The following is a 19,311-nucleotide window of genomic DNA, read 5'->3' as shown; positions in this document are numbered from 1 at the left end:
TCAGAGCTTGCGCAGTGCCACCGTCTCGGTGAGGTGATTGGGGCCCTTCTGCAGGATCAGGTCGGCCCGTGGGCGCGTCGGCAGGATATTCTGGCGCAGGTTCTTCAGGTTGATGTTCTGCCAGAGCCCCTCGGCGATCGCCAGGGCCTCTTCCTCGCTCACCTGCGCATAACGCTTGAAGAAGGAATCGGGATTGCGGAAGGCTGTCTGGCGCAGACGCATGAAGCGGTTGACATACCAGGTGTGGATCAGGCTCTCCTCGGCGTCGATATAGATCGAGAAATCGAAGAAATCCGACACCATCGGCACGATCTTGCCGTCAGCGGGCAAATTGCGCGACTGCAGGACGTTGATGCCCTCGAAAATCAGGATGTCCGGGCGATCGACGACCTGGAACTGGTCGGGCAGCACATCATAGGTCAGGTGCGAATAGGTCGGCGCCTTGACGTTCGGCTGGCCGGCCTTGATCGCCGACAGGAAGCGCAACAGAGCGCCGATATCATAGCTTTCCGGGAAGCCCTTGCGGTCCATCATGTTTTCCCGCAGCAGCGTCGCATTGGGATAGAGGAAGCCGTCGGTGGTCACCAGATCGACCTTCGGGCTCGATGGCCAGCGCGACAGAAGCTCGGCGAGAATACGGGCTGTTGTCGATTTGCCGACGGCAACGGAGCCGGCAATGCCAATCACGAACGGGGTCTTGGCATCGTTGGACATGCTGAGGAACCGCTGGCGCTGGGCAAACAGCCTCTGCGAGGATTCCACATGTGTGGACAAAAGGCGCGACAGCGACAGGTAGATGCGCCGCACTTCATCGAGATCGACGGGGTCGTTGAGGGACCGCAGCCGCTGGACTTCGTCCGCCGACAGCGTCAGCGGCGTGTCGGCCCGAAAATGCGACCATTCCTCCGCCGAAAAGAACCGGTAGGGCGAATAGTCCTTGTTGTCGAAATGATCCGGAATGTCGGCCGGCGCGATGTCTTTTGCGACGATTGTCATGACGTGTCTACCGGCTTGCCTTTTCCTGGAGCCCCGATTGGCTTGTGCGCCGTTCGAGTTCGCTCATCACATCCTGCAACGGTATATCAGCAATTTTCAATACGACCATCAGATGATAGATCAGATCGGCACTCTCGGCGACGAGGTTGGCGCGATCGTTGCTGATGGCCGCTATCACGGTTTCCACCGCCTCCTCGCCAAGCTTCTTGGCCGCCTTGGCCTGTCCATGGGCGACGAGTTTGGCAGTCCAGGATTCGTCCGGCGAGGCCTTGGCCCGGGTGGCGACGATCGCTTCGAGATCGGAAAGGCTGAAATTGCTCATCTATTCTATCCTGAAGATCAATCGAGCCGCATGGCAATGCCATGCTCTGCCATATAGCGCTTCGCCTCGCCGATGCTATGGGTGCCGAAGTGGAAGATCGAGGCGGCAAGGACCGCCGTCGCATGGCCGTCGCGAATGCCCTCGACCATATGATCGAGATTGCCGACACCGCCCGATGCGATGACCGGTACGGAAACCCTGTCGGCAATCGTGCGGGTCAGTGCGATATCGTAGCCGGACTTCGAGCCGTCGCGATCCATCGAGGTGAGCAGCAGTTCGCCGGCGCCGAGCTTGACCATCTTCTCGGCAAAGGTCACGGCATCGATGCCGGTTGCCTGACGGCCGCCATGGGTGAAGATCTCCCAGCGGTCCTCTTCGCCGGGCTTCGAGACTTTCTTGGAATCGATCGAGACGACGATGCACTGGTTACCGAACTTGTCGGCCGCTTCGGCGACGAAATCCGGATTGCTCACGGCCGCCGAATTGATCGAAACCTTGTCGGCACCGGCCAGCAGCAGCTTGCGGATATCCGCCACGGCGCGAACGCCGCCGCCGACGGTCAGCGGCATGAAGCAATGATCGGCGGTGCGGGCGACGACATCGAAGATCGTGTCGCGGTTGTCGGAGGAGGCCGTGATGTCGAGGAAACAGAGCTCGTCGGCACCGGCAGCATCATAGGCCTTGGCAGATTCGACGGGATCGCCGGCATCGATCAGGTCGACGAAGCTGACGCCCTTGACGACACGGCCGTCCTTGACGTCCAGACAGGGAATGACACGGGCTTTGAGGGTCATGCCGTTTTTCCTTTCGCGCCCCGAATGAGCGCCAGCGCCTCGGTCGGATCGATGCGCCCGTCGTAGAGCGCCCGGCCGGAAATGGCGCCTTCGAGCTTTACCGCATCAGGCCGGACCATGCGGCGGATATCGTCCATCGAGGCAAGTCCGCCCGAGGCGATGACGGGGATCGACACGGCATCCGCCAGTTCCAGCGTCGAATCCCAGTTGATACCGGTCAAGATGCCGTCGCGGTCGATGTCAGTATAGATGATTGCCGAAACGCCGGCGCCTTCGAATTTTTGAGCGAGCTCGATGACGCCGAGTTCCGAGGCTTCCGCCCAGCCCTCGACCGCAACCTTGCCGCCCTTGGCGTCGATGCCGACTGCGACCTTGCCGGGGAATTTCCGGCAGGCCTCGATCACCAGCGCCGGGTCGCGTACGGCGACGGTGCCGAGAATGACGCGGGCAAGCCCGCGCGACAGCCAGCTTTCGATATGGTCGAGCGTGCGAATGCCGCCGCCGAGCTGGACGGGGTTTCTCGTGGCCTTCAGGATCGCATCGACGGCAGCGCCGTTTACCGTCTCACCGGCAAAGGCGCCGTTGAGATCGACCACGTGCAGCCATTCGAAACCCTGGTCCTCGAAGGCCTTCGCCTGTGCGCCCGGGTCGGGATTGTAGACGGTTGCCTGTTCCATGTCGCCGAGCTTGAGGCGCACGCACTGGCCGTCTTTGAGGTCGATGGCGGGAAAAAGGATCATGTCAGGGCTTCCAGCGCAGAAAATTCGAGATGAGGGCGAGGCCGAGCGTCTGGCTCTTTTCCGGATGGAACTGTGCCCCGGCCTTGTTGCCTTGGGCAACAAACGCCGTCACCGTGCCACCATAGGCGGTGGTGGCGATCAGATCGTCCGGGTTTTCGACGGCGAGATGGTAGGAATGGACGAAATAGGCATGCAGCCCATCCTCACCAGTCTTGATGCCATGAAACAGCGGATGCGCCTTCTTCAGCGCCAGCGTATTCCAGCCGATCTGCGGGATTTTCAATGTGGGATCGGAGGGCACCATCTCGACGACATCGCCCTTGATCCAGCCAAGCCCTTGAGTGGTCGTCTTTTCCAGGCCGCGCGACGACATCAGCTGCATGCCGACGCAGATGCCGAGGAACGGCCGGGCGGATGTCTCGACCGCTTCGTTCAGTGCTTGCCGCATGCCATCGACAGCATCGAGGCCGCGGCGGCAGTCGGCATAGGCGCCGACTCCCGGCAGGACGATGCGGTCGGCGCTGGCAACGCGGTCGGCTTTGTCGGTGAGTTCGATTTCAGCATTGATGCCGGCTTCACGCGCAGCCCGCTCGAAGGCCTTCGTTGCCGAGCGCAGATTGCCGGATCCGTAGTCGATGATCGCAACACGCATCAGCGTTCTCCATAATTTTCAAACAGGCCGACGGCCGCGCGGCCATCTGCAGGCTTTGCGGCCGCGGCCGGCAGCACCGGTGGCTGCCAGGCGGTTTCGTCTTGCGCCGCACCGTCCGCAGCGGTTGCGTGGTCATAGATCATTTCGGCCGTGGCCAGATCGTCGGCGGTTATGATCGACTGCAATGTCCAGCCGCCGGATTGCAGGCGCTGGGCCACGAAGGCCGGACCTTCCAAAGCGACAAGCAGGCGCAAGGCCAGTTCGATCAGGAAACCCGCCAGGCTTGGCTCAGGGGTCGAAAAGGCGATGAAAACCTGCAGGATTGCGACGGCAATACCCGCAATCCACTGGCGCTGATACAGCAGCCAGATCGCCGGAAAGACTAAGGCGGCCCAGGAAAATTTGTCGGCGACGAACCGTGCATTTTCGTCGCTCTTGGGAGCGCCGGGAGATGTCAAAACCAGATAGGAGGCCATATCAGCCAACTTTCAATATGGCCGGTCAGACCAGCGTTCCCTTGGTAGAGGGAACACGGCCTGCCTGGCGCGGATCGATCTCTGTTGCCGTGCGGAGCACACGGGCAACGGCCTTGAAGCAGGTTTCGGAGATATGATGGTTGTTGGCGCCGTAGATGTTCTGCACGTGCAGCGTGATGCCGCCGTGCTGGGCCAGCGCCTGGAAGAATTCGCGCACCAGTTCCGTATCGAACGTGCCGATCTTCGACGCCGAGAAACCGACGTTCCAGACGAGGAACGGCCGGCCGGACACATCGACGGCGGCGCGGGTCATCGTCTCGTCCATGGCAAGATCGAGCGAGGCGTAACGGGTGATACCGCGCCGGTCGCCGAGCGCCTTGGAGAGCGCCTGGCCGATGGCGATGCCGGTGTCTTCCACCGTGTGGTGATCGTCCACATGGCGGTCGCCTTCGGCAAGGATGTCCATGTCGATCAGTGAATGACGGGAAAGCTGTTCCAGCATATGGTCGAAAAAGCCGACGCCGGTCGAAATCCGCGACGTACCGGTCCCGTCGATATTGACGGACACGGTCACCGAGGTTTCGTTGGTCTTGCGCGAAACGCTGCCGGTGCGATTGGCTTTCTGGTCGGCCATCAGGTTCTCCCGAATGTAACAGAGCCGCTCCTTATCAGGCGGGGGGCGAAATATCCAGAACTGCCGCGATGATTCTCGCAAGCGCGAAACGCAGGCGGATTAAGCAGGGCAGGGGAGTGCGATGCAGGGCTATTTGCAATCGGCAAAAGCGCTCTTACATAGGTCTCAACGGAGCCGATGTGCGGCTCGTCTAAGCGGCCCGGTAGCCGGGCAGGATGGGTTTCATGACAACAATTATTACCGTCCGGAAGGGCGGACAGGTGGTGATGGCGGGTGATGGCCAGGTGAGCCTCGGCCAGACCGTGATGAAGGGCAATGCGCGAAAAGTCCGCCGTCTCGGCAAGGGCGAGGTGATTGCCGGTTTTGCCGGTGCGACCGCCGACGCCTTCACGCTGCTGGAAAGGCTCGAAGCCAAGCTCGAGCAGTATCCCGATCAGCTGATGCGCGCCGCCGTCGAGCTTGCCAAGGACTGGCGCACCAATAAATATCTGCGCAATCTCGAAGCGATGATGCTGGTGGCCGACAAGTCGATCACGCTGGCCATTACCGGTAATGGCGACGTGCTTGAGCCGGAACATGGCACGATCGCCATCGGCTCGGGCGGCAATTTTGCCTTTGCGGCGGCCCGCGCCTTGATGGATTCGGACAAGACGGCCGAAGAGATCGCTCGCCGGTCGATGGAGATCGCCGCCGATATCTGCGTCTACACCAATGGCAACGTCGTCGTCGAAACGCTCGATGCCGCGTAACCGCGAAGCAGATCAGCGTAACCGGCTCATTTTTGAAAGAAGATCATGACCACATATTCCCCCCGCGAAATCGTGTCGGAACTCGACCGGTTCATCATCGGCCAGCACGACGCCAAGCGCGCCGTCGCCATTGCCTTGCGCAACCGCTGGCGCCGCCAGCAGCTCAGTGACGAGCTGCGCGACGAAGTGATGCCGAAGAATATCCTGATGATCGGCCCGACCGGTGTCGGCAAGACAGAGATTTCCCGCCGTCTCGCCAAGCTCGCCGGCGCGCCCTTCATCAAGGTCGAGGCGACGAAATTCACCGAAGTCGGTTATGTCGGCCGCGATGTCGAACAGATCGTCCGCGACCTCGTCGAAGTCGGCATCGGCCTGGTGCGCGAAAAGAAGCGCGCCGACGTCAAGGCCAAGGCGCACCTGAATGCCGAGGAACGCGTGCTCGACGCCCTGGTCGGCGCCACCGCTTCGCCGGCCACCCGCGACAGTTTCCGCAAGAAGCTGCGCGCCAACGAGCTGGACGACAAGGAAATCGACATCGAGATCGCCGATACGGCGACGCCCGGCGGCGGTTTCGAAATCCCCGGCATGCCGGGCGCCAATATTGGCGTTCTCAACCTGTCGGAAATGTTCGGCAAGGCGATGGGCCAGCGCACAAAGAAGGTCCGCACGACGGTCAAGGAGTCTTATGGCATCCTGATCAACGACGAATCCGACAAGCTGCTCGACAATGAGGAGATCCAGCGGGAAGCCGTGCGTTCGGCGGAGAATGACGGCATCGTCTTCCTCGACGAAATCGACAAGATCGCTGCCCGCGATGGCGGCATGGGTGCGGGTGTTTCACGTGAAGGCGTGCAGCGCGACCTGCTCCCGCTGGTCGAAGGCACGACGGTTGCGACCAAGTATGGACCGGTGAAGACCGATCATATCCTGTTCATCGCATCGGGCGCCTTCCACGTCTCCAAGCCGTCCGACCTGTTGCCGGAATTGCAGGGCCGCCTGCCGATCCGCGTCGAGCTGAAGGCGCTGACCAAGGAAGACTTCCGCCGCATCCTGACCGAAACCGAGGTCAGCTTGATCCGTCAGTACAAGGCGCTTCTGGAAACCGAAGGCGTCAATCTGGACTTCACCGAGGATGCGCTCGATGCGCTGGCCGATGTCGCGGTCAAGCTCAATACCAGCGTCGAAAATATCGGCGCGCGGCGCCTGCAGACGGTGATGGAGCGGGTTCTCGACGAAATCTCCTATGCGGCGCCGGACAAATCCGGTGAGGCACTGACGATCAACGCGGATTACGTGAAGAAGCATGTCGGCGATCTCGCCGCCGACACGGATCTGTCGCGGTATATCCTGTAATTTTTCGACGCCCGTTTTGTGAATGATTGGGGCACTTGCTACAACGGCAGGTGCCCTTGTTGTTTGTCGTGCCCATACGCGATAAGGCTTTCCCCGGTGCCGGGCATGATTCCGACACGATTTTACCGCATGCGTCCCGGCACATCCGGAACGCCAAGACAGGTTCACAGGAAACAGAGCGTGCGCCCCATCCTTCAGATGCTTCTCGTCGCGGCAATGATTGCCGTTACCGGCCCCGCCATGGCGGACGGCATTCGTGTGGTGCCGCAGGGCAACCGGTACCAGGAGCAGCCGGACGTGCCAGGCGCATCCGTGCGCCGGACCAAAGCCGGCAAGACCTCCTTCGATGCGAAGTATGACAAGGTGCGCAACCTGCTGGCCACCGACGGCAAGCTGATGGGCAAGATCAAGTCGACGGCGCGCGCCTATGGGATCGACCCGATTCACATGGTCGGCGCGATCGTTGGCGAGCATACCTATAATGTCGACGCCTATGACCGGCTGCAGTCCTATTACGTCAAGGCCGCCGCCTATGCCGGCGACAGTTTCCGCTTCGGCTACGAGGGCGAAAGCGTTGCCGACTTCGTGTCGCGTCCGGAGTTTTCGAAATGCGCGGACAAGAAGAGCTCCTACGCGCTCTGGAGCTGCCGCGAAAGTGTCTGGGACAGCCAGTTCCGTGGCAATACGGTCGGCGGCACCGCCTACCCGAACAATCGGTTCAGCGCGGTGTTCTTCCAGCCGTTCTTTGCCGGCCAGACTTTTGGCCTTGGCCAGATCAATCCGTTGACCGCCCTGATGCTGACCGACATGGTGTCGCGTGTCTCCGGCTATGACCGGCTGGACGAAAACGATGCCGCCGGCGTGTACAAGGCGATCATGGATCCGGACCAGTCGCTCGCCTATATGGCCGCCTCGATCCGCCACTCCATCGATGCGTACAAATCGATCGCCGGCATGGATATTTCCGACAATCCCGGCATCACGTCGACCCTCTACAATGTCGGAAATCCCGACCAGCGCGCCGCAGCACTTGCCGCGAAAAACAAAGGCGGCGAGGTGCAGTGGCCGGAGGAAAATTATTATGGCTGGCTGGTCAACGACAAGCTGGCGGAACTGAAAGGCCTGCTCTAGCTTTCCTGAAATAGCCATACCTTCATGCAAAGCTGGGTGGTTGGGGCCGCCAATGTGTGGCGGCACACGGAAAGCCCATCCATGGATATGAGACCCGAACCGTTCGAGCCGCCCGCGCCCGTTCCCCGCACGGTGCCGCCGTCGCGCCTGCAGATCATCCGCACGGTGATGCGCAATCCGCTGGAACTGTGGGGCGAGCCTTCCTACACCTTGCCGTGGATCGACACGAAGTTCGTCAACCAGCGCACCCTGATCGTCAATGATCCCAACCTGATCCGCTATATCCTCGTCGAGAATGCCGCGAACTATGAAATGTCCAAGGTGCGCCGCCTCATTCTGCGGCCGATCCTGCGCGACGGGTTGCTGACGGCCGAAGGCGAGGTGTGGAAACGGTCGCGCAAGGCCATGGCCCCGGTCTTCACGCCGCGCCATGCGCGAGGCTTTGCCGCAAAGATGCTGTTGAAGACCGAGGAATATGCCGCGAAATACGACGAGGCGGCGGCGACCAACTCCGTCGTCAATATCGCCAACGACATGACCGAACTGACATACGGAATTCTGTCGGAAACGCTGTTTTCCGGCCAGATCGCCGCCGAGACCGAGGGGTTTGCCGACAGCGTCGAGCGGCTTTTGCACCGGATGGGCCGGGTCGATCCGATGGATCTGATGCTGGCGCCTTCCTGGGTGCCACGGCTCACCCGCATCGGCGGCGCCAAGGTGATGGCGGAATTCCAGGCGATCGTCGCAAAGACCATGGACCAGCGGCGGCAGCTGATGCGCTCGGACCCGGACGCAGCACCCCAGGATTTCCTGACCCTGCTTCTGCAACTCGAGCGACCGCAAGGGCTTTCGACCGACGAAATCGCCGACAATATCCTGACATTCATCGGGGCGGGACACGAAACCACGGCCCGGGCGCTTGCCTGGACGCTCTATTGCGTCGCCAATTCCGCGCATGTGCGCGAGAATATGGAAGCCGAAATCGACGCGGTCCTGTCGAGCGGAGCGGAGCCGGTGGATTGGCTCGATCTGATGCCGCATGTGCGGGCCTCCTTCGAGGAGGCGATGCGGCTCTATCCGCCGGCACCCTCGATCAACCGGGCCGCGATCGAGGCGGACTCCTGGACCTCTCCGCAGGGCGAACGCGTGGATATTCCCAAGGGCATTGCAGTTCTGATCATGCCCTGGACGCTGCATCGCCATGTGCTCTACTGGGAAAAGCCGCGCGCTTTCATGCCCGAACGGTTCCTGCCGGAAAATCGCGACAGGCTGCACCGGTTCCAATACCTGCCGTTCGGCGCTGGACCGCGCATCTGCATCGGGGCGACGTTCGCGCTGCAGGAAGCGGTGATCGCGCTTGGCGTACTGATGAAGCGCTTCCGCTTCGACATGACGCCGGAGACAAAACCCTGGCCGGTGCAGCGACTGACCACCCAGCCTAGGGGCGGGCTGCCGTTGAGGGTGTCGGTGCGGTAAAGGTCTTGCCGGGCGTTTCCGATTGTACGGCGCGGATCGGCGAATCCGACGGTACCGGCTCCTGCAATTGCTTCTTCGGCTTCTTGATCGTCTTGATTTGCGCGCAGGTGGAATCGCCAACGCCTTCGCACGGTTTATAGACGACGATCTCGCTACCCGCGCCGTCGTCCCAGACGGCCTGGATGGCAAGTGTTTTCGCCTCTCCGGCCGGCAGCGAGATGTAGATATATTCGTTGGTATTGTCTTCGGGCAGGTTGAAGGGGATCTGCGGATTGCATTTACCGAGCGGGAAACGCTTGTCGAGCGCATCGGAATTGACCGAATAACGGATTTCCGAGAGACGGCAATGCATGGTCTGCAGCGTCGTGAAATAGATCAGCTGCTTGTCGTCGTAATTGCGGAACTGGATCCAGCCGGTCACCTTGTTCGCGTCGAGCATCGCCTTGTAGATGGCGACATCGGGAAGGACCGGTTTGTATTCTTCCTCGTCGCCGGCCTCCTGGGCAAAGGAGGGCAGACTGAGGGCAGGCGTGCCTGCAATCGCAAGGATCAGCAAGAGCATGCGTGAGAAACCGGTCATGCCGTGGTCCTTCTTTTTGCACTGTCGCTCAGCCCGAATACACATGTCGGCGAAGCGATGGCCTTTCGCTGAAAGATGTCATATCACCTCGGCCATATCCTTTGAAGCCGGGTTTCCGGTGCTGCCTGAATGGACACTGCTGTGACTGACCATCTCCTCCTCGGTATCGACACCGGCGGAACCTATACCGACGCGGTACTTTTCAGCGAGACCCATGGGGTCGTCGCCAAGGCAAAGGCGCTGACCACGCGTCACGATCTCTCGGTCGGCATCGCCGGTGCCGTCGAGGCCGTGCTGGAACAGGCAAAAGTACCAGCGTCCGCCATCGGTCTGGTTTCGCTATCGACGACGCTTGCGACCAACGCGCTGGTCGAAGGCCAGGGCGGCCGCGCCGGTCTGGTCATGATCGGCTTTGGCCCGGAAGACCTGAAGCGGGACGGCCTGCAGGAAGCGCTGGGCTCCGATCCGGTGATCTTCCTACCCGGTGGCCATAATGTGCATGGCGGCGAGACGCTGCTCGACATGACGCAGCTCGATGAGGCCCTGCCGCAGCTCGCAACGCAGGTTTCGTCCTTCGCGGTGGCCGGCTATTTCGCCGTGCGGAATCCGGCTCATGAGCAGCGGGTGCGCGACCGTATCCGCGAAGCATCGCATCTGCCGGTCACCTGCAGCCATGAGCTTTCGTCCAAGCTGGGGGGCCCGCGGCGGGCGCTCACGACCCTTCTCAATGCCCGTCTCGTCTCGATGATCGACCGGCTGATTGGCGCCTGCGAAGGCTTTTTGCAGCAACGCGGCATCGATGTACCGATGATGGTCGTGCGGGGCGACGGCGCGCTAATTTCGGCGGCGGAAGCCCGGTTGCGGCCGATCGAAACCATTCTCTCCGGCCCGGCGGCAAGCCTTGTCGGCGCCCGCCACCTGACCGGCCTCGACAATGCCGTCGTTTCCGATATCGGCGGCACCACCACGGATGTGGCGGTGCTCGACCAGGGGCGTCCGCGACTGGATGGCGAAGGCGCCGTCGTCGGCGGGTTCCGCACCATGGTCGAGGCGGTGGCGATGCGCACCTTCGGCCTGGGGGGCGACTCGGAAGTCCGCATCAACGATCGCGGGCTGCAGGCGAAAATCGATCTTGGCCCGCGCCGGTTCCTGCCGCTCAGCCTTGCCGCTGTCGAGCATGAGGATGCGGTCATTTCCGTGCTCGAGCGCCAGCTGCGCACCGCGCATGTCGGGCGGCATGACGGCCGTCTGGCCGTGCGGACCGGGCTTCCCGATCATCTGGCAAGCGGCCTCCAGCCACAGGAACAGGCTCTCTACGAGCGGATCGGCGCCGTGCCAGTGGCGCTGGAAAGTCTTTTGACCAGCACGCTGCAGAAGGCGACGCTGGACAGGCTGGTGGCGCGTGGCCTCGTCCATATCTGCGGCCTCACCCCGTCGGACGCCATGCATGTGCTGGGGCGCCAGAACCAGTGGAACGCAACCGCAGCCCGGCTCGGCGCCGCGCTTGCAGCCCGGGTGAAGGATGGTTCCGGCAAGCCGATCGCCGCGTCGGCCGAAAGCCTGTCCGACATGATCGTCGCCCGGCTGACCCGTCAGTCCGCCGAAGTCATTCTCGCCTCCTGCCTGGCGGAAGATGGCGCAGCGATCGATCCGGCGGTGTCGCTTGCCGTCGATCGGGCGCTGAAGCGCGAACCGGGCATCGTTGGCTTCTCGCTGTCGCTCGATCGTCCGCTGGTCGGTCTTGGGGCATCCGCGCCGGTCTATTATCCGGCTATCGCTGAGATGTTGGGCGCGCAGCCGTCAATTCCCGCCGAGGCCGGGGTTGCCAATGCCGTCGGCGCGATCGTCGGCCAGGTGAGAGCCTCGGTCACGGTCTTTGTTACGGTGCCGGAAGAGAGTATCTTCATCGTCAACGGCGCCGGGCCGAGCAGCCGTTTTCTGGATCAGGAGCAGGCTTTCGAAGCGGCGCGTGAGCGGGCGCAAGCGGCAGCCCTGGCCTCGGCGCGCTCCAACGGTGCCGACGAGCCGGCACTGGTCATGCGCGAAGAGATCGACGCGCCGGAAATCGAGGGCAGCTGCAAGCTGGTCGAGGCCCGGTTTACAGCGACTGCCAGCGGCCGCCCGCGCGTCGCACACGGTTGATTTGTTCTATGCTGGAAATAATTCTTCGCATTTTAGCTGGATTGACAGGGAATGAAAGCGTGAGAGACTGCGGCCTCTCAGATTTGAGCGTTAATTCAAGGAGTTGCTTATGGGCCGGATAGAAAAGAATGGGTTGGGAATCGATGCTGGCCTGCACGAATTCCTCGTCAAGGAAGCGTTGCCCGGCACCGGCATCAATGTGGATGAATTCTTCACCGCCTTTTCGCAAATCGTCCATGATCTCGCCCCGAGGAACCGCGATCTCCTGGCCAAGCGGGAGGCGTTGCAGGAAAAGCTCGACGGCTGGTACCGGCAAAACGGCGCGCCCATCGATATGGCGGGCTATGAAAGCTTTCTGAAGGAAATAGGCTATCTTCTGCCGGAAGGCCCGGATTTTTCGGTGTCCACCAGCAATGTCGATCCGGAAATCGCCACCATTGCCGGACCGCAGCTCGTCGTTCCCGTTATGAACGCGCGGTATGCGCTGAATGCCGCCAATGCCCGCTGGGGCTCGCTTTACGATGCGCTCTACGGCACCGACGCGATTGCCGGGGATGGCGGCGCCGAAAAGGGCAGGGGCTACAACCCGGTTCGAGGCCAGAAAGTTATCGCCTGGGCGCGTGGCTTTCTCGATGCGAGCGCGCCGCTTGCGGCCGGCAGCTGGAGCGACGTCACAGCTCTTGCCGTTGACGGCGCAACGCTCTCCATCTCGACCGCATCGGGCACGGCAAAACTCGCTGAGCCCGGTCAATTCGCCGGCTATCGGGGTGACAAGGCCTCGCCGTCGCATCTGCTTTTGAAGAAGAACAACCTGCAYATCCAAATCGTCATCGATGCCTCGACGGCAACGGGCAAGGATGATCTGGCGCATATCTCCGACCTCATTCTCGAATCGGCCATCACCGCGATCATGGATTGCGAGGATTCGATTGCCGCTGTCGATGCCGAAGACAAGATCGTCGTCTATCGCAACTGGCTCGGTCTGATGAAGGGTGACCTGCAGGAGGAGGTTACCAAGAGCGGCAAGACGTTTACGCGCGAGCTCAATCCGGATTTCGCCTTCGCCGCGCCGGACGGCGCGGAGATTTCGCTCAAGGGCCGCGCGCTGATGCTGGTGCGCAATGTCGGTCACCTGATGACCAACCCGGCGATCCTGGATCGCGATGGCAACGAGGTTCCGGAAGGCATCATGGACGCCATGATCACCGGCCTGATTGCACTTTATGATATCGGCCCGAACGGCCGCCGGATGAATTCGCGCGAGGGCTCGATGTATGTCGTCAAGCCCAAGATGCATGGCCCGGAAGAAGTTGCCTTTGCCTCGGAAATCTTCGGCCGCGTCGAGCAGGCGCTCGGCATGGCGCCAAACACCATGAAGATGGGCATCATGGACGAGGAGCGCCGCACGACGGTCAACCTCAAGGAATGCATCCGGGCTGCAAAGGAACGTGTCGTTTTCATCAACACCGGCTTCCTCGATCGTACCGGCGATGAGATGCACACCTCGATGGAAGCGGGGCCGATGATCCGCAAGGGCGACATGAAGCAGGCGGCATGGATCGCTGCTTATGAAAACTGGAACGTCGATATCGGCCTGGAATGTGGCCTGTCCGGCCATGCGCAGATCGGCAAGGGCATGTGGGCGATGCCTGACCTGATGGCGGCGATGCTGGAAGAGAAGATCGCCCATCCGAAGGCTGGCGCCAACACCGCCTGGGTTCCGTCGCCGACCGCCGCAACGCTGCACGCGACGCACTATCACAAGGTCAATGTTGCGGCTGTCCAGGCCGGCCTGAAAAGCCGGGCGCGGGCAAAGCTCAGCGATATCCTCTCCGTCCCGGTCGCATCGCGGCCGAACTGGACGGCAGAGGAAATCCAGCGCGAACTGGACAACAACGCGCAGGGTATTCTCGGCTATGTCGTGCGCTGGATCGACCAGGGCGTCGGCTGCTCCAAGGTGCCCGACATCAACAATGTCGGCCTGATGGAAGACCGCGCCACGCTGCGCATCTCCGCCCAGCACATGGCCAACTGGCTGCATCATGGGGTGGTTACAGAAGCGCAGATCGTCGAGACGATGAAGCGCATGGCGGCGGTCGTCGATAGCCAGAATGCCGGTGACCCCACCTATACGCCGATGGCTGGCAATTTCGACGGCTCCATCGCCTTCCAGGCGGCGCTCGAGCTGGTCCTGAAGGGCCGCGAACAGCCGAACGGCTATACGGAACCCGTCCTGCACCGCCGCCGGCTGGAGTTGAAGGCAAGCGAGGCTGCTTAGGACGGTGGGCTGATGCGGAACTCCAGGATTTCTTGAGCTCTACATCGGCACGCATTTCTCACCATTCAGCGCGCGCAAGTTCCCATGGATATCAACTGCCCTCAACGCACTCCCACTTCTCCCCCCACGGGGAGAAGTGCCGAATGCAGTGAGGCGATGGACGGTTCGGCGGGCTCGTAACGCGTCGGCCCCCTTATCCGACTCTTCGGCCCCCCGGGTGGGAGAGAAGAGGGTGCAGATGTAAACTTCTCGCATAACCATTGTGACGGCGTCATGCGAACGCGGTCCGTGCGATGAGCGCCGCGAGAGGAACGGCCGAAATTGACCGTCCGAATCAAAAATCCCCGGGCAAGCCGGGGATTTGAAGACGTCCATGCGAGCGAACCAGCAGATTACTGCTGGACGATCACGTGGGTGTTCTTGCCCGGACGGACGCGGGCGTAGAGATCAATGATGTCCTGGTTGATCATCCGGATGCAGCCGGACGAAGCGGCGGTGCCGATCGAGGCCCATTCCGGCGAGCCGTGGATGCGGAACAGCGTATCCTTGCCTTCATCGTTGAACAGATACATGGCGCGCGCGCCGAGCGGGTTGCGCAGGCCAGGACCCATGCCGTTTTCGACATACTGGGCAACGTCCGGCTTGCGCACGGCCATTTCCTTCGGCGGATGCCATGTCGGCCATTCCTGCTTCCAGGCGACGTAGGCGCGGCCTTCCCATGCGAAGCCGGCCTTGCCGACACCGATGCCGTAGCGAACGGCCTTGCCGCCGGGCAGCACGAAATAGAGGAAGCGATTCGGCGTATTCACGATGATCGTGCCAGGCTTTTCAGCGGTGGCATAATCGACGATCTGGCGGTGAAAACGCTCGTTGACCTTGTTGATCGGGATTGCCGGAAGGGCGTAGCCGTGATCCTCGACCGGGCCGTAGCCATCGGTAAAGATCTGGTTTGTCGCTACTTTTTCGCCGATGGGAGAGATCGGTGCCGTGGAGCAACTGGCCAAGGCGAGTGTGGCCGCGAGGCTGCACAGCAGAACTGCATTGCGGAAGCGCATGGGTGTCTCTTAAAATGAAGTTAAGAATATCTGGGTCATTTCGACCATCAGCGATTATGGTTTATTTTCGATTAACATCCTGAACGCAAGTGAATGCGGTGCAACATTCCTGCAGGATATTCCAAAAACTCCACGGAGTGTTTTTTTGCAACAAAAGCGGCGTTATGCCAGAGTTTAATGCATGGCGATTCTCTCTATCCACAATGATAGTCCTTTGATCGACGGGCGGCAGTCGCTGCGCGCCCTGATGGTACGTCGCGGCGTGCAGCGCTACCTGCATGAAATGCGCCACGCGGTGCTGCCGGAACTGACGCTTGCAAGCGGCAGGCGTGCCGACCTCATTTCCATTTCTCCGAAAGGGGATATCTGGATCGTCGAGATCAAGACCTCGATCGAGGATTTCAGGGTCGACCGGAAATGGCCGGATTACCGGATGCATTCGGACCGGCTCTATTTCGCCACGCATAGCGGCGTGCCGCTCGATATCTTCCCTGAGGAGTGCGGGCTGTTTCTGTCTGACGGCTATGACGCAGAGATGATCCGCGACGCACCGGAACACAAGCTGCCGGCGCCGACACGCAAGTCCGTAACCCTGAATTTTGCGCGGGTCGCAGCCCAGCGGCTGATGCTGGCGGAATGGTCGGCGGACCGCGCGGGCGATACCAGCCCCGACATGCGCGATATCGTTTCGGGCTCGCTGGACGGCGAAGGCTCGGTATAAGCCGTTACTTCGGCGCACGCTTGGCCAGGATGCGCTGCAGCGTGCGGCGGTGCATGTTGAGGCGGCGGGCGGTCTCCGAAACGTTGCGTTCGCACATTTCATAGACGCGCTGGATATGCTCCCAGCGGACGCGGTCGGCCGACATTGGATTTTCCGGCGGCTCGGCGCGTTCGCCGGCCCTTTGCACCAGCGCGGCGAAAATATCGTCGGCGTCGGCGGGCTTGGCAAGGTAATCGACCGCCCCGAGCTTTACCGCATTGACGGCGGTGGCGATGTTGCCGTAGCCGGTCAGCATGATGATGCGCGTATCGTCGCGCCGCGCGCGGATCGCTTCGATGACGTCGAGACCGCTGCCATCGCCGAGTCTGAGGTCAACGACTGCGTATTTCGGCGGACGGGTCTTGGCCTTGGCAATGCCCTCGGCAACCGATTCGGCGATATCGACGGCAAAGCCGCGGGTTTCCATGGCGCGGGCAAGGCGCCGCAGGAAGGGCGCGTCGTCATCGACGATCAACAGGGAAGTATCTGCGCCGATCAATGAAGCATCGCTGGGTGCAGCGCCTGCCTGTTCGGTAAGTTTTTCCGTCATGTCGCAATCCTCGGGGCAGTCTTGTTCTTGCACTCTACAGCGCCGCGCGTCATTCATGACGCGCAAAGGTCGCTGTAGCACTTTAAATTGCTGCATAATTTTCCCTAAATCGATTCCGATTTGAGGAATTATGCAGTGTAAGTTTGCTTATTCCCGGCGTAAAATTCCGTAAAGTCATTTTGATAGATTTGCGTCCATGAGGATGCGCGGCCATTCGACGCTGACGCGGGCGCCGGGCTTTTCCGGGCCGCCGTTTTCGAAGGTCAGCTTGGCACCCGAACGTTCCAGCAATGTCTTGGCGATGAACAGTCCAAGGCCCAGACCGCCGGCACTGTCGTCCTTCTGGCGCTTGGTAACATAGGGCTCGCCGATGCGGCTGAGAATATCCGGCGCATAACCGTCGCCATCGTCTTCGATCACGACAGACACGATCGCCGGCGTATGGTTGACCGTCACCGTGACTTCCTTCTTGGCATAATCGACCGCGTTCTCCAAAAGATTGCCGAGACCGTAGAGAATGCCGGCATTGCGGTTGCCCACCGGTTCGGTGGCGCGGTCTCCCCGTTCGATGAGGTTGATGTGGATGCCAAACTCGCGGTGCGGCGCCATCACCTCCTCGATCAGCGACGATAGCGGCAGGTGTCGCATATGCGCCTCGTTCTCCGAGGACAGCGTCGTCAGTCGCCGCAGGATATCGCGGCAGCGTTCGCTCTGGCTGCGCAACAGGTGCACGTCTTCGCCGAACCGCGGATCGTTGCCGAGCTCGCGTTCCATCTCCTTGGCAACGACGCTGATGGTGGCAAGCGGGGTGCCGAGCTCGTGGGCGGCGGCGGCAGCAAGGCCATCAAGTTGAGAGAGGTGCTTTTCCCGTTGCAACACCAGTTCCGTCGCCGTCAACGCTTCGGACAGCTCGCTCGCCTCCAGCGAAACGCGATAGGTATAGAAGGCCGCAAAGGCGGTGGTCGAGACGATGGCAAACCAGATACCCACCGTCAGGACCGTCGGCATGAGAAGCACCACGCCCGGATACCAGGGCAGCGGAAAGGGCGAGAAGGCCAGTCCGGTAATGCCGAGTATGGCAAGGCTTGCCAGCGCGACGCTGTGCCATTTGGGCTGCGACGCAGACGATATGATCACCGGCACGCAGACCAGCGGTGCAAAGGGATTGGCAAGTCCGCCGGTGATGAACAGAAGGGCTGTCAGCTGGGCAAGATCGATGCCGAGCAATGCAAAGGCGGCCGGCGGCTGCAGCCGGTGCGTCGGCGGATAGCGGATGGTGAGATAGGCATTCACCCAGGCGAGCAGGGCAATCAACGAACAGCAGGCAATCAGCGGCAGGGGAAACTGCAGCCAGAATGCGGTGATCATGACGGCGATCGATTGCCCGCCAACTGCCAGCCAGCGCAGCCGGACGATCGTCTGCAGCCGCAGAACGCGGCTTGTGGTGGCTTCTTCCCCGTCGAGTGCGGCCGTCGTCATCCGGTTTCCTGTCATCAACGCCATTGAAGCCTCATGTACCACGCGGTTTTGCCCGTGTCGTCGGCAGCGCGTTTGCCGGATCTTCCGGCCAGGGATGTTTCGGGTAGCGGCCGCGCATGTCGGCGCGGACATCCTTCCACGAACCGGCCCAGAAACCGGGCAGGTCGCGCGTCGTCTGCACCGGCTTGTGCCCTGGCGAGATCAGTTCCAGGAGCAGCGGCAATCGCCCGCCGCCGATCGACGGATGCGTCTTCAACCCGAACAGCTCCTGAACGCGGATCGACAGAACCGGCTCGTCGCCGTCGTAGCGGATGGGGTGCCGCTGGCCGGTTGGAGCTTCGAAATGGGTGGGTGCCAGACGGGCGAGGTCGCGGGCAACATCATACGGCACCAGCGATTGCAAACCTTCCGAAAGGCTGCCCGCATTGATATCGTCGATACCGCGCGTGTCACGCTGGAAGGGCACGAACCACTCGTCCAGCCGCGACTGAAGGCTCTGGTCCGACATGTCAGGCCATGGCTCGCCAAGCGTGCGATAAAGAAACCCGATGCGGTCGCGCAATTGKGCCGCTTCCTTCGAAAACGGCAGGACCGCAAGCCCAAGCTGGCGAACGCCGTCGGCCAGAGCCCGGGCGGCCGGCTCGCCCTTTGGCCGGGGCAGCGGCGTCTCGTCGAAAAGGATGGCGCCAAGCCGTGTCACCCGCCGTGCCCGGACCTGCCGGCTCGGGCGGTCGAAGAAGGTCTGGTCCTCCTGGACGATTGCCTGCGGCATGTGCTCTTCGACATCGGCGCGGGAAATTTCGGCGGCGGCCAGAATGCGCTGCCCGCCGGCGCGCCCGGTCAGATCGGCGATCACCAGCATCGAGGCGCCCGCCAGCCGCTCGGTCTCCGGCAATTCGGCCCCGCGGCCATTGGCCATCACGAACCGCCCGCGTCCGCCCCGTTGCAGGGCGATCCGGTCGGGAAAGGCCTGCATCAAGAGAGCGCCGGGTTGAACCGGATCGTTTGCAGAATTGCCGGCGCTCAACCCTTTGGCCATCCGCCGGGCGAGCCCGCGCGAGGCATCGGCGCGGTCGCCGCGTTCCGCTTTGAACCGTCGCAGCCGGTCTTCCAGGTCGACGCTGCTTCCCCCAAGCCCCTGTTC

Annotated in this window: 19 protein-coding genes; 7 read left to right on the top strand and 12 right to left on the bottom strand. The window is 61.8% G+C overall.

Annotation, left to right across the window (positions count from 1 at the left end; all coding sequences use genetic code 11):
- From coaA to hisB, 7 genes are read right to left on the bottom strand one after another with little or no spacing between them, the layout of a single operon-like run.
- Positions 1 to 996, bottom strand: a complete 996-nt coding sequence (gene coaA, locus AC1D17_RS20325; protein ID WP_264219993.1) for a type I pantothenate kinase — start codon at positions 994 to 996, stop codon at positions 1 to 3.
- 7 nt (positions 997 to 1,003) lie between these two features.
- Positions 1,004 to 1,318: a phosphoribosyl-ATP diphosphatase gene (locus AC1D17_RS20320; protein WP_264219994.1), complete on the bottom strand. Its 315-nt coding sequence runs from the start codon at positions 1,316 to 1,318 to the stop codon at positions 1,004 to 1,006.
- A 17-nt stretch (positions 1,319 to 1,335) separates the two neighbouring features.
- A complete protein-coding gene (gene hisF / locus AC1D17_RS20315; RefSeq protein WP_477567132.1) occupies positions 1,336 to 2,112 on the bottom strand; it encodes an imidazole glycerol phosphate synthase subunit HisF in 777 nt (258 codons plus the stop codon).
- The gene (hisA, locus tag AC1D17_RS20310) at positions 2,109 to 2,852 is read right to left on the bottom strand and encodes a 1-(5-phosphoribosyl)-5-[(5-phosphoribosylamino)methylideneamino]imidazole-4-carboxamide isomerase (protein WP_477567131.1); all 744 of its coding nucleotides are present in this window, start codon (positions 2,850 to 2,852) and stop codon (positions 2,109 to 2,111) included. Before hisA ends, hisF begins: the two co-directional genes overlap by 4 nt.
- A gap of 1 nt (position 2,853) precedes the next feature.
- Positions 2,854 to 3,504, bottom strand: coding sequence for an imidazole glycerol phosphate synthase subunit HisH (gene hisH / locus AC1D17_RS20305; protein WP_477567130.1), 651 nt, complete (start codon positions 3,502 to 3,504; stop codon positions 2,854 to 2,856).
- Entirely contained in the window at positions 3,504 to 3,980 is a 477-nt protein-coding gene (locus AC1D17_RS20300; RefSeq protein WP_477567129.1) for a DUF2628 domain-containing protein, read from the bottom strand. Before AC1D17_RS20300 ends, hisH begins: the two co-directional genes overlap by 1 nt.
- A 25-nt stretch (positions 3,981 to 4,005) precedes the next feature.
- Positions 4,006 to 4,614: an imidazoleglycerol-phosphate dehydratase HisB gene (gene hisB / locus AC1D17_RS20295; RefSeq protein WP_477567128.1), complete on the bottom strand. Its 609-nt coding sequence runs from the start codon at positions 4,612 to 4,614 to the stop codon at positions 4,006 to 4,008.
- A 224-nt stretch (positions 4,615 to 4,838) separates the two neighbouring features.
- On the opposite strand from hisB, the gene hslV reads away from it, so the two are divergent.
- The 4 genes from hslV to AC1D17_RS20275 all read left to right on the top strand — a co-directional run bounded on the left by hslV (position 4,839) and on the right by AC1D17_RS20275 (position 9,323).
- Entirely contained in the window at positions 4,839 to 5,363 is a 525-nt protein-coding gene (gene hslV / locus AC1D17_RS20290; protein ID WP_477567127.1) for an ATP-dependent protease subunit HslV, read from the top strand.
- 45 nt (positions 5,364 to 5,408) lie between these two features.
- A complete protein-coding gene (gene hslU, locus AC1D17_RS20285; protein WP_477567126.1) occupies positions 5,409 to 6,716 on the top strand; it encodes an ATP-dependent protease ATPase subunit HslU in 1,308 nt (435 codons plus the stop codon).
- Positions 6,717 to 6,896: 180 nt separating this feature from the next.
- The gene (locus AC1D17_RS20280; protein ID WP_477567125.1) at positions 6,897 to 7,847 is read left to right on the top strand and encodes a DUF1402 family protein; all 951 of its coding nucleotides are present in this window, start codon (positions 6,897 to 6,899) and stop codon (positions 7,845 to 7,847) included.
- 81 nt (positions 7,848 to 7,928) lie between these two features.
- Entirely contained in the window at positions 7,929 to 9,323 is a 1,395-nt protein-coding gene (locus tag AC1D17_RS20275) for a cytochrome P450 (protein WP_477567124.1), read from the top strand.
- On the opposite strand, the gene AC1D17_RS20270 is transcribed toward AC1D17_RS20275, so the two are convergent.
- Complete coding sequence (locus AC1D17_RS20270; protein ID WP_477567123.1) at positions 9,286 to 9,903, bottom strand: hypothetical protein; 618 nt, start codon at positions 9,901 to 9,903, stop codon at positions 9,286 to 9,288. The genes AC1D17_RS20275 and AC1D17_RS20270 overlap by 38 nt on opposite strands.
- 141 nt (positions 9,904 to 10,044) lie before the next feature.
- Here AC1D17_RS20270 and AC1D17_RS20265 point away from each other — a divergent pair, with 141 nt between their 5' ends.
- Both AC1D17_RS20265 and AC1D17_RS20260 read left to right on the top strand, forming a co-directional pair.
- Entirely contained in the window at positions 10,045 to 12,045 is a 2,001-nt protein-coding gene (locus AC1D17_RS20265; protein ID WP_477567122.1) for a hydantoinase/oxoprolinase N-terminal domain-containing protein, read from the top strand.
- A 109-nt stretch (positions 12,046 to 12,154) separates the two neighbouring features.
- Positions 12,155 to 14,323 (top strand): malate synthase G, encoded by a 2,169-nt coding sequence (locus AC1D17_RS20260; protein WP_477567121.1) that lies wholly within the window; start codon positions 12,155 to 12,157, stop codon positions 14,321 to 14,323.
- A 392-nt stretch (positions 14,324 to 14,715) separates the two neighbouring features.
- On the opposite strand, the gene AC1D17_RS20255 is transcribed toward AC1D17_RS20260, so the two are convergent.
- Positions 14,716 to 15,378, bottom strand: coding sequence for a L,D-transpeptidase (locus AC1D17_RS20255; RefSeq protein ID WP_477567120.1), 663 nt, complete (start codon positions 15,376 to 15,378; stop codon positions 14,716 to 14,718).
- Positions 15,379 to 15,559: 181 nt separating this feature from the next.
- Between AC1D17_RS20255 and AC1D17_RS20250 the strand changes: the two genes are divergently transcribed.
- Positions 15,560 to 16,099 carry an MmcB family DNA repair protein gene (locus AC1D17_RS20250; RefSeq protein WP_477567119.1) on the top strand — a complete coding sequence of 180 codons (540 nt, stop codon included), beginning with the start codon at positions 15,560 to 15,562 and terminating at the stop codon, positions 16,097 to 16,099.
- Between the two features lie 4 nt (positions 16,100 to 16,103).
- Here the strand turns inward: AC1D17_RS20250 and AC1D17_RS20245 are convergent, their stop codons facing one another.
- The 3 genes from AC1D17_RS20245 to AC1D17_RS20235 all read right to left on the bottom strand — a co-directional run.
- Positions 16,104 to 16,688 carry an ActR/PrrA/RegA family redox response regulator transcription factor gene (locus tag AC1D17_RS20245; protein ID WP_477567118.1) on the bottom strand — a complete coding sequence of 195 codons (585 nt, stop codon included), beginning with the start codon at positions 16,686 to 16,688 and terminating at the stop codon, positions 16,104 to 16,106.
- Between the two features lie 174 nt (positions 16,689 to 16,862).
- Positions 16,863 to 18,167, bottom strand: coding sequence for an ActS/PrrB/RegB family redox-sensitive histidine kinase (locus AC1D17_RS20240; protein WP_477567150.1), 1,305 nt, complete (start codon positions 18,165 to 18,167; stop codon positions 16,863 to 16,865).
- Positions 18,168 to 18,198: 31 nt separating this feature from the next.
- The coding region (locus tag AC1D17_RS20235; RefSeq protein ID WP_477567117.1) for an ATP-dependent helicase C-terminal domain-containing protein at positions 18,199 to 19,311 on the bottom strand (1,113 nt) is incomplete at its 5' end.

This window comes from Pararhizobium sp. P1_E7, from assembly GCF_056405855.1.
The sequence above is the reverse complement of the archived record's forward strand: the minus strand, read 5'-3'. Positions and strand labels throughout refer to the sequence as shown.